This window comes from Cryomorphaceae bacterium 1068 (assembly GCA_027214385.1).
Classification (GTDB): domain Bacteria; phylum Bacteroidota; class Bacteroidia; order Flavobacteriales_D; family Cryomorphaceae; genus JAKVAV01.
The window spans coordinates 1-13,814 of the sequence record JAPVXR010000021.1 but is presented as its reverse complement, the minus strand read 5'-3'; the positions used below and the strand labels follow the sequence as shown (position 1 = coordinate 13,814).

Below are 13,814 nucleotides of genomic sequence, written 5' to 3'. Positions count from 1 at the left end.
CTAATCCGCAAAAACCTCTTCGATTACTTTCATAGCCGGCTTTCCTTGAGGTGTATAGGAGGCATCACCATGACCACCCGCCTCTTCAAAAAAGCGCCATTTCCATATAAACCCACCTGCCATCCAGGGCTCTCTCCACACCGAACTGAATAAGGCATCAAAAGCCGTTGACTGCGCTACAGGTTCATATTCGGCTCTTCCATGCTCCCATGGTTTTTCGGCAGTCTTTTGAATACTTCGATAACCGAATTCAGTAAATAGAATGGGCTTTTGGACTGTCAGGCTAACGGTAGAAAGCTCAACACTGATCTCACTCCAAGCTGTTCTTAACTCCTCTTCTGTTGGGACTTCTTTCACTGATAAAGGAAAGTATGCGTTGACACCAATGAAATCCAGTTTATCCCAAAAGGTGATGGAAGCGTATTCATCCCAATTGGCCGCATAAGTAATTTGACCGTCATACACATTTCTAATCTCGGCTATCAAGCCTTCGAAATAACTTGGATTTTCAATCGTGAGTCTTTTGTATTCTGTGGCTAAACAGAATATTTCAACTCCGAGGCTGTCTGCCAATTTTGCAAAATCAAGGGTGAATTCAGTCATTGATTTCTCCCACACTTTCATGTCATCAGGATAGAAATCTCCTACCCACATTCGAGGGATCCAGACTTGGGGCTTTAACATGACTTTTAGACCTTCAGATTTTGCAGATTGGATCATCTCTGCGGCACCGTCAAAGCGTTCGCCCCACCATTGAAATTCCGAATCATAAACCACTCGAGACTCTCCTGGCGAAGTGTATCCGTAAGGAATAACAGCCACCCATTTTGCATTGGCGTCAGCGATTTCTCTGAACTGACTCTGCTCCACTTTCATCGGCGGAGATTCCAAGCAAAAACCCTTCACTTTTGAATTGTAAATGGTGGTGGCCGAGCATCCCGAAAGGGCAATTGCAAGTCCAAGAATGAACCAATAAAAAATTGATCGCCGTAATGTGTTAATGTCTAGATGATTAATGACCTTCTGAATTAGTATCTCAAAATATTTTTTGAGATGATGCTTTGAAAGTAAGAAAACTATCCGCTTACTTTGCAGTATGAATTTTTCAACAAGCACAAATTTTTGGTGGTGGCACATGGATCGATCCGTGCAGCCATTCTATGCTTGTAATTTGACGTAACAACAAACAACAGTCTTATACAACAGAGCCCGCTGCATCCGCAGCGGGCTTTTTTTATTGCTAAAAATCAAAAAACAGAAATGATGAAACAACACAAATTCCTTTTAGAAGAAGCACAGATGCCGAGAGCATGGTACAATATCATGGCGGATATGCCGAATAAACCCATGCCCCCTCTTCATCCGGGTACGAAAGAACCCATGGGGCCCGAAGACTTGGCACCGCTATTCCCCATGGAGTTGATCAAACAGGAAGTAAGTGCAGACCGATTTGTGGATATCCCCGAAGAGGTGCTCGATGCTTACAAAATCTACCGTCCTTCGCCGCTGTTCAGAGCGCACGGATTGGAAAAAGCCTTAGGCACATCGGCCAAAATCTACTACAAATACGAAGGAGGAAGCCCATCAGGATCACACAAGCCAAATACGGCTATCCCACAAGCTTACTACAACATGAAGCAAGGCGTAAAACGGATAACCACAGAGACGGGAGCCGGTCAATGGGGAAGTGCATTGAGCTACGCCTGTCAGAAATTCGGTATTGATCTCGAGGTGTACATGGTCAAGTTGAGCTATCAGCAGAAGCCCTACCGAAAAATGATGATGAATACCTACGGAGCAAACTGCTATCCATCTCCTTCTGACCGTACGGAAGCGGGTCGGAAAATATTGGCTCAAGACCCGGATAGCCCGGGTAGTTTGGGCATAGCCATTTCGGAAGCGATCGAGCGAGCTGTGCAGGATGAGGAAACAAAGTACGCCCTTGGTAGTGTCTTGAATCACGTATTGTTGCACCAAACCATCATTGGCTTGGAAGCCGAGAAGCAATTTGAAATAGCCGGAGATGAACCAGATGTAATCGTTGCGCCATTTGGCGGTGGCTCCAACTTTGCGGGAATAGCCTTTCCGTTCTTGCGGTACAATTTTCAAAATGGCAAAAAGATAAAATGCATCGCTGTAGAGCCGTCGAGTTGCCCGAAATTAACCCAAGGTGAATTCAAATACGACTTTGGTGACAGCATTGGAATGACTCCGCTCCTACCCATGTATACACTGGGACATGATTTCGTGCCGGCAGAAATTCACGCCGGTGGTTTGCGCTATCACGGAGCAGGCGTATTGGTAAGCCAACTCTTGAAGGATGGCTTAATTGAGGCCAGAGCAAAAGAGCAGCTGGAATGCTTCAAAGCGGGTGTTCTTTTTGCCAAAGCTGAAGGGGTCATCCCCGCTCCCGAGGCAACTTATGCCATCGCTCAAGTGATTGAGGAAGCCAATGCCGCAAAAGAGGCAGGTGAAGAAAAGACCATCCTCTTTAACCTTTGCGGACACGGTCACTTCGACCTGTCGGCTTACGAGAAATTCCTCGCCGGCGAACTGGTCAATCACAAATACGAAAAGCAAGGAGCGCTATAAACTAGTTTTTGGTTAGTAATAAAAGAAGGCTGTCTCGCAGATGTGGGACGGCTTTTCTTTTTTTACTAAACATTCATGGAACTTTCGGCACAGCCTTTGACAAAACAAGCTAAATTTAAATCATGAAAAATCTACTCCTCTTTTCCACGGCCCTTTTCCTATTCGCTTTCGCAGAAGCGCAAACCTCAACCATAAGAGTAAAAGGTGAAGCAACGGTCAAAGCCATCCCTGCTTTGATGAACGTCAACATTCCGCTGCAAGCCAAAAAGGAAACTTACGAAGCCACTTCGAATGACTTGACAAAAACCTTCAATGAACTGACCTCAGCCTTGGTAAAAGCGGGCATCAACGAAGATGATATCAAGTCAAACTCGATGAGTATAAACCCTGAGTATCGCTATATGAATCAAGACAAGCAGCTGCTCGGTTATGTGGGATCAATCCGAGTATCCATCGAATTGGAACATACTCAAGAGAACATGAATGCGGTCGTGAATACCCTGAAGAAGGAAGCCTTCAATTTTGGCTACAGCCTATCTTTCAGCCTTTCAGAAACACAAAAATCCACCTTGCTGGAGGAAGCTTTGACAAAAGCCGTAAAGGACGGTGAGCACAAAGCTGATATTTTGGCGGAAGCCCTGGAAGTAAAAATAGTCGCGCTGGAGGAAGTCAACCACGGATACATGAGCGATGGTCCCGATGTGTTTCAACCAAGGTTTCGATCGATGGATGCGGTTGAAATGAAGTCAGACGGAGGTCAAGAGATTACGCTGAATCCCAGCGAAATGGAAATCCGCAAGGAGGTTGGTTTGATATGGAAAGTGGCTAAATAGTTAGTTAAAGAGCTCATTGAAATAATTCACTACAGCAGTTCCTTTCGGTGAAATTCCTCCGTACATCGGGTGTGTATCTGCCATGGGGTTGCCATTGCGGTAGTCGTGATAAAGCACTTGATCCATCAAGTAATCTCCCTTTCGCAGATGAGAAATAACAGCAGCGATGTGTCGAACTGACTCCGTCGGGTGATCTTCTATCGGTACCGATCGATCCAGAACACCTAGCTCGGTAACTGCAATAGGGGTATTGGGCAGCGCCTCTCGTAATCGATCTATTTGATCGTAATCATAGGGCTTGGTATAGTCCTTTTGGTACAAATGAAGTACCGCTCCAAGCCGCTGAGCGCCTTGATGATTCTTGACAAAATCAATCATATGTTGATTCCAATCGGCGTAGCGTTCTGCCCCGGTCTTCGTCTTCTTTGCAGGTGCAAAGATTAAGAAATAAGGTAGGTTCAGTGAATCCAGCTGTTCGAAAAATGCCGGTAGAATCTCCTCCGTGTATATTTGGGCATTGACTCGCCTGGTTACCTCTGGCTTACTCAGGTCGGGTTTAGCAAATTTCGGGAGGTAGTACTCCGTCATCATCTCCAAGAATTCAAATTCAGCTCCGTTCTTTTGCCACCTTCTGATAAGCGCGAGCTGATTTTCAGGAGTATCATTTCCATTGACATCAAACACCATGGTATAGCCGTACTTCTTTTGAAGCTCGATCCAAAGTTTCATTTTCTCGTCTGGCCAATCTTGAGAGAAATCCTTCTGTGATCTGGTTCCTCCCGGAATACGGAGCACCATATTTTCCAATACTTTTTCGCTCAATTCAGCGAATAGTTGATCTGCAAAAGCAGTTTGCTGAACGATATTGTAACTGGCTTTGCAATTGAAGCCTACTTTGGGTAATCCCTGCTCGTTTTGGCTTATCTCAACTGATACCTCCTTGTTAGAGTCGGGGGTAGGAGAAGAACAGTTCCAAAACAGCCCGACAGCAATGACTAGGAAATCGATTCTCATCTTTCTTATTTTTAGGATTCCTTAACCGTTTCGCCGCTCTTCGCCAGAATCCGCTTAATCAATGGACCGATGGTTAACCCCTGCCCGATTATGGAGAAGACCACCACCACGTAAGTCATGGTCAAAAACAATTCGCGGTTCATCTGAGGCTCAAGTGAAAGAGCCAGTGCGATGGATATACCGCCTCTAATTCCGCCCCAAGTGAGAATGATGTCCGTTTTAGGAATAAACTCCAGTTTTTCTTTGAAGATGGCTACAGGGCCTGAAATAGCCAGGTACCTTGCTAAAAGAGTAATCGGGATTGCTAAAACTCCAAAGAGAATATATTGCCCGTCTAGTGCGACTATGAGTAATTCAAAGCCGATCAGCACAAAAAGCAACGCATTGAGAAAGACATCGACCAACTCCCAAAACTTATCTACATAAAGTCTGGTCTCGTCAGACCATGCTACCTCGGGCGATTTATTACCGATGAAAAGTCCTGCTACGACTACAGCTAATGGACCCGAAAAATGCATCCAACCAGCTAAGCTGTAAATCCCCATCACCAGAGCAAGTGTAATGAGCACCTCCGTTTCGTAATGATCGATAGATCGCATCAAGAAAAATCCAAGATATCCACCGAGCAGTCCGAGAGCAACTCCGCCTCCAATCTCCTCCAAAAACATCAGTCCTATTTCTCCGAGTGTAATCGACTCTACTCCCTTTTGTGCGATAGCGAAAATCACCAGAAAGACCACTACCCCAACCCCATCATTGAAAAGCGACTCTCCTACAATTTTCGTTTCGAGTCTCTTTGGAGCCTTTGCGTCTTTGAGAATTCCCAAAACGGCTATCGGGTCTGTTGGACTAATTAGCGCACCGAAAAGCAAACAGTAAATAAAGTCTACCGGATAATCGAAAGCCAAAAAGAGTCCATAGATCAAACCAGCAACAAGGAATGCTGAAATGACCACTCCACCTGTTGCAAGCATAGCTATCGGTGCTCGGTGCTTTTTCAAGCCTTCTAGCTTAGTATGGAGCGCACCTGCGAATAGCAGGAAACTCAACATAATATCGAGTAACACTGTTTCGAAGTCAATTGACCTGACAAGGGCTTTTGCATCTCTCAACACCTCGGGATCTATTGCACCGACAGCTACAATAACGAGAGTAAATACAATTGCTATGATCATCAGACCAATGGTAAAAGGCAACTTGAGCAGTTTGGTATTGATAAATGCAAAAGCCGCTGCCAGAATGGTTAGGATGACTATGATGTTGAATATATCCATAATTAAGGTTTGAGTGGCTCGAATATACGCTACCCACAATTTTTTACCTTGAGCCTCTGAAAAATCTTTTACAACAATCGAATGGAGAGGAGAAAAAACGCCCTGGTGACAGGCGCGTCAAGAGGTATTGGTAAGGCGACGGCCATTGAACTTTCAAAACGCGGGTACACCTTGGCTGTGCATTATGTTCAAAATAAGACAGAAGCTGAACACACCTTGTCCAAGCTGGAAGGAAGTGGACATTTCATCTGTAAAGCTGACTTGAGTAAAGCTCAAGATATTAATCAACTCTTCGATCTGCTATATCAACATTTCGATCAACTTAATGTGGTCGTAAACAATGCCGGAGTCGCTATTAAACACCCGCTAGATATGGCAGCCGAAGACTGGATCGAAAACTTTCGAAAGACGATTGAAATTAACTTACACGGCGCTGCTCTAATTTGCCATCACTCGCTTCAACGAATGATGAAAGCAGGAAGTGGCACCATAGTAAATGTGACCAGTCGTGGAGCCTACCGCAGTGAACCGAGCATGCCCGGATACGCCGCGAGCAAAGCAGGCTTGAACTCACTGACCCAGTCATTGGCGAAGGCTGCGGGTAAACAAGGAATATCTGTCGTAGCAGTAGCACCCGGTTTTGTGGAAACCGATATGTGCAAAGAGATCTTGACCAAAGACGAATTGGAATCCGTGAAACAGCAGAGTCCACTGAATCGGATAGCCCAACCCGAAGAAGTAGCCAAACTAATCGGGTTCCTGTGTGAGCCCGACTCTAAACACCTTTCGGGTGCAGTAGTCGATATCAACGGAGCCTCTTACTTCAGGTAGCTGAGTGATATAAATCATGTTTTAATGACGGAGTTTCGGATTAAATTTGCCCCGACGAAAAAGAAACCCTCATGCGCCATAAATCAGCTGAAACTCCGATCCTATCTCCCGCTGAAGCGGTAAAACATATTTATTCCAATCAACGGGTGTTTTTGCACAGCGTTGCGATGACTCCACACACTTTGATTCAGGCGCTTTGCGAGAGAGCAGATGAGCTGAAGAATGTGGAGCTCATCCACATCCATACGGAGGGTGCTGCGCCTTATGTCGACGAGAAGTATGCAAAGGCTTTTAAGCACAATGCCTGTTTCGTAGGTGCCAATGTACGCGGTGCGGTGCGAGAGGGAAATGCAGATTATATCCCTGTCTTCTTAAGCGAAATGCCTCAGCTTTTCCGAAATGGTATTCTATCCATTGATGTGGCCCTAATCAGCGTTTCACCGCCAGACCAACACGGGTATTGCTCGTTAGGCTCTTCGGTGGATATCACCTTGGGAGCGCTGGAATCAGCTCGGTTGGTAATCGCCGAAATCAATCCCAACGTGCCGCGCACCCATGGCGATGGCTTTATTCACTTTGGTGAAATAGATTTCGCCATAGAAGTCGATTCGCCAATCCATGAAGTGACGGCTAGACCTTTTAGTGAAACCGAGGAAAAAATAGGCCGATACATTGCTGAAATGGTTGAAGATGGATCGACACTTCAGATGGGAATCGGCGCCATACCCGACGCCGTATTGAGTCAGCTCACCAATCACCAGCGGCTCGGTGTACATACGGAGATGTTTTCAGACGGCCTGATAGATCTGGTAGAAAGCGGAGTGGTAACGGGAGAAGACAAAAAAGTGCTTCCCAACTTGGTCACAGCCTGCTTTGCCATGGGCAGCAATCGACTATACCGCTTTATAGATGACAACCCGATGGTGGTTTTTAAAGATGCGGCCTATACCAACGATACGGCGGTGATTCGTCAAAATCCGAAAGTGGTGGCGATCAACTCGGCCATCGAGATAGACATTACCGGACAGGTTTGTGCAGACTCAATCGGAGCCTTGCAGTATTCAGGCGTTGGTGGACAAATGGATTTCATCCGAGGGGCTTCCCTATCAGAAGGTGGCAAACCGATTATCGCCATGCCCTCAGTGACGGGGAAAGGAAAAAGCAAGCTGGTACCGTTTCTCCAGGAAGGCGCCAGCGTTACGACTACTCGCGCCCATGTTCATTACGTGGTTACGGAGTGGGGTGTAGCTTACCTGTATGGAAAAAACTTACGCCAAAGAGCGAAAGAGTTAATCAGCATTGCTCACCCCGATCATCGGGAGGATTTGGAAAGACGGGCTTTTGAGCGATTTAAGCATTGGTAGTTAATCCATAATCGGAGTCAACTCATATCCGCGCTCACGCAAAAGAGTTATGATTCCTTGCTCTCCACCAAGGTGCGCCGCTCCCACTCCAATAAACAAGGTCTTCTCCCCGAGTCGAGTTTCGAGTCGCTCCGCCCAATTTTCATTCCGTGCATAAAGCAGAAACTTCATTTCCTCTTCACTAGCCATGTACTCTTCCGTGGAAGCGAAAAGGGCGTTTACTTCCTCTGCCTTGTACTGCGCGATCATATCGGCGAAAAGCTGCTTCATCTCATCACCTTTCTCAACCATATCCATTAAGTCTTCCGCCTGATCTGAATAAGAAATGCTGTCGAAAACGGCCATTTGTTCTTCAATGGTTTCCAATCCCGATATGGGCATTTGACGAGCCGTGGCCATTGACGTTAAGGTCATTTCGAAACTCGCAGGCTGACTGCCCACGTATTCGCTGAGCATCATCGTAGCCACCATAAACGGCTTCATGCCATTCAGCATCGCCAAAGGGGGAGCTCCTTCCATTCCCTGCAGTTTTTTCGAAAGCATCTCGTATTGCTCCTTCGTCAAAAGTTGATCGAGCGTCGTTCCGTCGCGCATGTTCATCATCTGAAACATCTTTGTTTGAAGCGATGGATCGGACATGTCCATCTCCATCACCAGCTCATCGCTCTCTCCGATTGCCGTTTTCACTTTTTCGTCAAGCTGAAAGTCTGCCTGAGGCAAAACGTGAATCGTTCCAAAGATGAAGGATGGTTGTATCCCCTCCTTTTCCACCTTCCACAAAAGGGAATTTGGTAAATCTTGGGCAAAAGAAAATAGAAAGAAAAGGTTTGAAAGAAGGACGAACAGCTGTTTCATAAGATCAGATTGATTTCCAAATATCCGAACCAAAATTCGAGTTACCAAAAAATCGGGATAAATGGTTTTTGAAATATCCGACCTTAAGTGTAAATTTGACACTAATCAATCAAACCAATTTAATCTCTTCTTATGAAGTCTTTCGTTTCGGCGCTCTGCCTGCTCTTTATTACTGCCTTTTCTTTTGCACAGGTTACTATTACTCCCGAATTTCCTTCCCTCGACGAACCCATCACCATCGCGTATAACGCTGCAGAAGGAAATGGTGAACTATCAGGGGTTTCGCCCATCTACATGCACTCGGGTGTGATCATAAGCGGCAATCCGAATTGGCAAAACGTGCAAGGAGAATGGGGAACGGCTGATCCGAATGTGGCCATGACTCAGACCGGGCCCAACACTTGGACCAAGACCTTAACCATTTCTGATTTTTACGGAGTAGCCCCCACGGAAGATGTGCTTCAGCTGGCTTTCGTTTTTAGAAATACCGATGGCACCTTGGTGGGTCGAACCCAATCGGGTGACGACATTTTTGTAAACGTGGCAGAAGGTCTTCCCGAAATAATGGATCCGCCGGCGGGAGTCACCGACGGGATCAACTACATTTCGGATACTTCGGTGATTCTGCAGCTGGTCGCTCCTTTTAAAGATTATGTCTATGTCATCGGAGATTTTAACGATTGGGAGCGACAGCCTGAATATTTCTGCAAAAAAACAAGTTCAGGAGATCGCTGGTGGGTCCAAGTAGACGGACTCACTCCCGGTGAGGAATACCGATTTCAATACAGCATAGACGATGAAGACTTACGAGTAGCCGATGTCTACGCCAAAAAGATTCTTGACCCCTTCAACGATCAGTTCATAGGAGATAATCGATACCCTGACTTGATTGATTATCCTCAAGGGGAAACGACCAATATTGTCTCTGTGCTCCAGACCAATCAAGAGCAATACGAATGGCAAGACGACAACTTCCAGCGACCTCCTCTCGATCGCCTCATCATCTATGAACTATTGGTGCGTGATTTTACGGAAGAAGGGACTTTCCAAGCCGTAATCGACACGTTGGACTATTTGGATCGACTGGGGGTAAACGCCATCGAGCTAATGCCGGTAAACGAATTTGAAGGAAACGAAAGTTGGGGGTACAACTCCTCTTTCTTTTTTGCTGTGGACAAGTACTACGGCACGGAAGAGGATTTGAAAATGCTGATTGATGCTTGCCATGACCGTGACATCGCGGTAATCATCGACGTAGTGCTGAATCACTCTTTCGGGCAAAACCCTCAAGTAAGAATGTACTCTGAAAATGGAGCAGCAGGGCCTCCTACTGTCGAGAACCCGTGGTTCAACACATTGGCAAGGCACCCTTTTAGTGTTGGTTACGATTACAACCACGACTCTCCTTACACACAGGAGTTTGTAAAACGAGTACTGCAATATTGGATAGAGGAATTTCACATCGATGGATACCGATTTGACCTAAGTAAAGGCTTTACCCAAAACAACACGCTTGGAGATGTCGGAGCTTGGAATGGGTACGACCAAAGTCGGGTTGATAATTGGGTGAGAATCCGAAATGACATTCACGAAGTGGACGATCAGGTGTATTTGATTTTGGAGCATTTGGGCGACAATCCCGAAGAAACAGCTTTGGCCAATATCGGCTTTATGCTTTGGGGTAGTCAACACGCGCCCTTTAAGCAAGCTGCTTTGGGTTTCCCTTTCGGGCAAGACCTTTCTTTTGCCAGTTACCAAAACCGCGGGTGGAATTTCCCCAACCTCGTAAGCTACGCCGAAAGTCATGACGAAGAACGGTTGATGTATGAGAATTTAGAGAATGGAAATTCCTTCAATCCCGATCATGACCCGAAGGATTTGGAAACGGCATTGGCCCGTCAGGAAGCCATTCATGCCTTTAATATCCCTCTCTTGGGACCTAAGATGTTTTGGCAATTTGCCGAGCTCGGTTATGATTTCAGCATTAACTACTGCAACGATGAGTTGAACGACCCTAGCTGCCGCACCAACAACAAGCCCGTTCGTTGGGATTACTACTTCGAGCCTGCTCGACAGAGACTGTACAAGGTCTTTGCCGCCATCAACAAATTAAAAACCGACTACCCCGCCTTTGGCTCGAGCAACTTTAACTACGATGTGGGTGGAACGGGAAAAAGACTCATCATACAACACGAGTCGATGGATGTGGTCATCATCGGAAACTTCGACGTGGTGCCCGTCAGCATCATTCCCGGGTTTACCCAAACGGGGGTATGGTACGATTACTTTGGCGGGAACGCCATTTTCGAAAACAACTTGAGCAACTCTTTTAAATTGCAACCGGGTGAATACAGAATTTATACCACCGTGCAGCTACCCACGCCTGACTTGAGTGTAAACGCCGTAAACGTGACACTAAGAGTGGATATGAGCCAGGAGAACATCAATGCAGTGACAGATACGGTAAGTGTTTCAGGTACGTTCAACGACTTTGAGAAATTGGTACTGGATTCCATCGGCAATGGCATTTACCAAACGACAATCACCCTAATCGAAGGTGAGCCGATTGAGTATAAATTCAGAGTGAACAGTGGTTTTGAAAACCCCGTGGGCTTGTGTGCTGCGGGAAATTTTGGCAATAGAGTGTATACGGCATCCTCGAGTGATGCAGTGCTCGACGCGGTGTGCTATTCATCCTGCACTGCTTGTCCCGACCCCAACAATGTAAATGACCTGACTTTTAGAGTAGATGCATCTGAGTTGACGAGCATCGATCCCGACGGTCTCCATATAGCGGGGTCGTTCAATGGCTTTACTCCCGAGCCTATGAACAATGATGGAAACGGAGTATACAGCTTCACCATTTCCGAAGTTCAAGGCGCTAGTCTCTTGTGGAAGTTCCTGAACGGCGATAGCTTTGCCGGTGAAGAAGATGTTCCTTCAGCCTGTGGCCTACCCGATGGCTTTGGTGGAAACAACCGCGTGCTGATCATGCCGGGCGAAGAGACCCTACTTGATGCCGTTTGCTTTGGCTCTTGCGAGGTGTGCGAAGGAAGCACGACTTGCGAGAATCCTTTTCCTGCGGTCAATCCATCGAGTATCAGCACTACGGATAATCCCCAGACGGTCGAAATCGAATGGGCTCCCCTACCACTTCAAATTGGTTGTCAAATACAGGTAAGGAATGAAGGCAGTGCGAGTATATTGGGAAGCAGAATAATCGGAGGGGCAAATGCTTCGAGTTTCAACATTCCGAAAAGTGTATTGGGAACGGGGAGTTTTGAGTGGAGAGTGCGGTGCGGGTGCTCGCAAACTCCGCTGATCGCGGGGCCATTCTCGGCGTGGCAACCCTTTGCCATTGGTTCAGGTATCGTGCTCAATAGCAACCCCAACCCTACTCAAGGCCATTCAGATGTGACCTTCGCCATTGAAAACGGAGGAAGCGCCACGCTTGAAGTGTACGATCTAAATGGACGTGTGGTCGAAACGCTTTTCAACCAAGAGGCGCAGCCCGACTTGAGCTACCGCATTCACTTCGATGGAAGTGCCTTGCCAAATGGTATTTACTTGTATCGTCTCACGACTGATGTGGCAGTCGAGATGGAGAAGTTTGTGATCGGGAGATAAACTACCCCCAAACAAAAAAAACCAACCGCTCGTCTGCGGTGGGTTTTTGCATAGCATAGTAGGTTTTTTGGTGCTCTCACTAAACATACTCATCAGATAAGCCTGATAATAAACGTCAGCAAATTCCGATACATTTCTGCTTGCATTCAGACTGTTTTATTTGAGCTTTAAAACCATTGACCAACTGGTGGTAAAAAAACAGAACATTTATGAAACTAGCCCGCTCAATCCTTAAAGCCATTTTGCCATAGAACAATGCAGTATTTATTATCTTGTTTGCCAAGAGTCAGAATTTAGCGCATGATAAAAAAAGAAGGAGCATATGAGGTGACAGAAGTAACCCTACTCTCTGACTTAATCAAAAGATGAAGTTATTGAGAATTAACCTTGTAGCCTTTCCGAAAATCGGAAGGCACCTTCTAACAATCAATAATTATGAAAAGTAGAGTCCTTTTTTTACTCGCTCTATTGGCGGGTAGCGTGAATGGTTTAGCCCAAAATTTAGTACCCAATGGCGGGTTTGAAGAGGGAATAAACTGTCCGACTCAAGCGGCAAATGTTACGCTTGAGTGCGCTGATTGGTATGCAAGTATTGCAGCACCTGAACAAGAACTTCCCACTCCTGAATGGTATCATACCTGCTCAGAAATTGATCTGCTATCTCCACCTGAATTGGCATTTGGAAATGAAAGTCCTTTTTCTGGAGAAGGAATTATCGGTCTTTATACTTACTACATTCAAGATAACTATCGAGAAATTGTTGGTGTAGAATTAATTGAACCTTTAGAAATTGGAATGTCATATTTAGTTGAGTTATCGGTTTCAGGTATGGAGCTAGAGGGTACTAATGTTAGTTCTAATAATATAGGCTTTAATTTTTCTACTCATGAATTCTATGATATTTTGGGTTTTCCTATTAATTCAAGTCACTATACATCGGAGAGTATCATTCCAATTGAGGGTTGGACTACAATTTCGGAAGTTTTCGTAGCAGATTCATCTTACAATTACCTACATATCGGAAATTTTTATGATGATGAAAACACTCTAGCTGACTTGTCTGAACTGCCATTCGGGAGAGCATACTATGCCATTGACGAGGTTTCAGTTACCCCTGTGCTTTCTGTAGCAAATCAGAAAAAGGGTCGTGACTCTTTCAAGGTTTTTCCTAATCCGGCTAGCTCTGTCCTTAATATTGAGAAATCGGATAACTCGAAAAGTATCTCTGAAATCGCAATATTGAATTTGAATGGCATGCTCATTAAGCAGTTCAATATCAATCAAAGAAAGCTTGAATATCAGATTGACATATCCTCACTAAACCAGGGGCTCTACATTCTTAAAATTATTACACCTAAAAATAGCTATAATGAAAGATTCGTTAAGGTTTAAACAGTGGATTTTGGTTTTTAGTATGGTCATGG

The 13,814-nt window shown here is 45.6% G+C and carries 10 protein-coding genes; 6 read left to right on the top strand and 4 right to left on the bottom strand.

Annotated elements, in window-relative coordinates; all coding sequences use genetic code 11:
• Nucleotides 1-876, bottom strand: a complete 876-nt coding sequence (locus O3Q51_17655) for a glycoside hydrolase (protein ID MCZ4410646.1) — start codon at nucleotides 874-876, stop codon at nucleotides 1-3.
• A 387-nt stretch (nucleotides 877-1,263) separates the two neighbouring features.
• Between O3Q51_17655 and O3Q51_17650 the strand changes: the two genes are divergently transcribed.
• Together O3Q51_17650 and O3Q51_17645 are read left to right on the top strand one after the other, a co-directional pair.
• Nucleotides 1,264-2,592 carry a TrpB-like pyridoxal phosphate-dependent enzyme gene (locus O3Q51_17650; GenBank protein MCZ4410645.1) on the top strand — a complete coding sequence of 443 codons (1,329 nt, stop codon included), beginning with the start codon at nucleotides 1,264-1,266 and terminating at the stop codon, nucleotides 2,590-2,592.
• A 122-nt stretch (nucleotides 2,593-2,714) separates the two neighbouring features.
• Entirely contained in the window at nucleotides 2,715-3,425 is a 711-nt protein-coding gene (locus O3Q51_17645; protein ID MCZ4410644.1) for an SIMPL domain-containing protein, read from the top strand.
• Here the strand turns inward: O3Q51_17645 and O3Q51_17640 are convergent, their stop codons facing one another.
• On the bottom strand, nucleotides 3,426-4,439 hold the full coding sequence (locus O3Q51_17640; GenBank protein MCZ4410643.1) for a hypothetical protein: 1,014 nt from the start codon (nucleotides 4,437-4,439) through the stop codon (nucleotides 3,426-3,428).
• Nucleotides 4,440-4,450: 11 nt separating this feature from the next.
• The gene (locus tag O3Q51_17635) at nucleotides 4,451-5,713 is read right to left on the bottom strand and encodes a sodium:proton antiporter (GenBank protein MCZ4410642.1); all 1,263 of its coding nucleotides are present in this window, start codon (nucleotides 5,711-5,713) and stop codon (nucleotides 4,451-4,453) included.
• Between the two features lie 81 nt (nucleotides 5,714-5,794).
• Between O3Q51_17635 and O3Q51_17630 the strand changes: the two genes are divergently transcribed.
• Nucleotides 5,795-6,544 (top strand): SDR family NAD(P)-dependent oxidoreductase, encoded by a 750-nt coding sequence (locus tag O3Q51_17630; GenBank protein ID MCZ4410641.1) that lies wholly within the window; start codon nucleotides 5,795-5,797, stop codon nucleotides 6,542-6,544.
• A gap of 71 nt (nucleotides 6,545-6,615) precedes the next feature.
• Nucleotides 6,616-7,908 (top strand): 4-hydroxybutyrate CoA-transferase, encoded by a 1,293-nt coding sequence (locus O3Q51_17625; GenBank protein ID MCZ4410640.1) that lies wholly within the window; start codon nucleotides 6,616-6,618, stop codon nucleotides 7,906-7,908.
• On the opposite strand, the gene O3Q51_17620 is transcribed toward O3Q51_17625, so the two are convergent.
• Nucleotides 7,909-8,763, bottom strand: coding sequence for a TraB/GumN family protein (locus tag O3Q51_17620; protein MCZ4410639.1), 855 nt, complete (start codon nucleotides 8,761-8,763; stop codon nucleotides 7,909-7,911).
• A 132-nt stretch (nucleotides 8,764-8,895) separates the two neighbouring features.
• Here O3Q51_17620 and O3Q51_17615 point away from each other — a divergent pair, with 132 nt between their 5' ends.
• Both O3Q51_17615 and O3Q51_17610 read left to right on the top strand, forming a co-directional pair.
• Complete coding sequence (locus O3Q51_17615; protein ID MCZ4410638.1) at nucleotides 8,896-12,390, top strand: alpha-amylase family glycosyl hydrolase; 3,495 nt, start codon at nucleotides 8,896-8,898, stop codon at nucleotides 12,388-12,390.
• A gap of 435 nt (nucleotides 12,391-12,825) precedes the next feature.
• Nucleotides 12,826-13,782, top strand: a complete 957-nt coding sequence (locus tag O3Q51_17610; GenBank protein MCZ4410637.1) for a T9SS type A sorting domain-containing protein — start codon at nucleotides 12,826-12,828, stop codon at nucleotides 13,780-13,782.
• Nucleotides 13,783-13,814 lie beyond the last annotated feature (32 nt).

Coding starts and splice junctions, on each gene's coding strand:
- O3Q51_17655 (MCZ4410646.1), bottom strand. CDS start 876: ATGAAAGTGGAGCAGAGTCAGTTCAGAGAAATCGCTGACGCCAATGCA.
- O3Q51_17650 (MCZ4410645.1), top strand. CDS start 1,264: ATGAAACAACACAAATTCCTTTTAGAAGAAGCACAGATGCCGAGAGCA.
- O3Q51_17645 (MCZ4410644.1), top strand. CDS start 2,715: ATGAAAAATCTACTCCTCTTTTCCACGGCCCTTTTCCTATTCGCTTTC.
- O3Q51_17640 (MCZ4410643.1), bottom strand. CDS start 4,439: ATGAGAATCGATTTCCTAGTCATTGCTGTCGGGCTGTTTTGGAACTGT.
- O3Q51_17635 (MCZ4410642.1), bottom strand. CDS start 5,713: ATGGATATATTCAACATCATAGTCATCCTAACCATTCTGGCAGCGGCT.
- O3Q51_17630 (MCZ4410641.1), top strand. CDS start 5,795: ATGGAGAGGAGAAAAAACGCCCTGGTGACAGGCGCGTCAAGAGGTATT.
- O3Q51_17625 (MCZ4410640.1), top strand. CDS start 6,616: ATGCGCCATAAATCAGCTGAAACTCCGATCCTATCTCCCGCTGAAGCG.
- O3Q51_17620 (MCZ4410639.1), bottom strand. CDS start 8,763: ATGAAACAGCTGTTCGTCCTTCTTTCAAACCTTTTCTTTCTATTTTCT.
- O3Q51_17615 (MCZ4410638.1), top strand. CDS start 8,896: ATGAAGTCTTTCGTTTCGGCGCTCTGCCTGCTCTTTATTACTGCCTTT.
- O3Q51_17610 (MCZ4410637.1), top strand. CDS start 12,826: ATGAAAAGTAGAGTCCTTTTTTTACTCGCTCTATTGGCGGGTAGCGTG.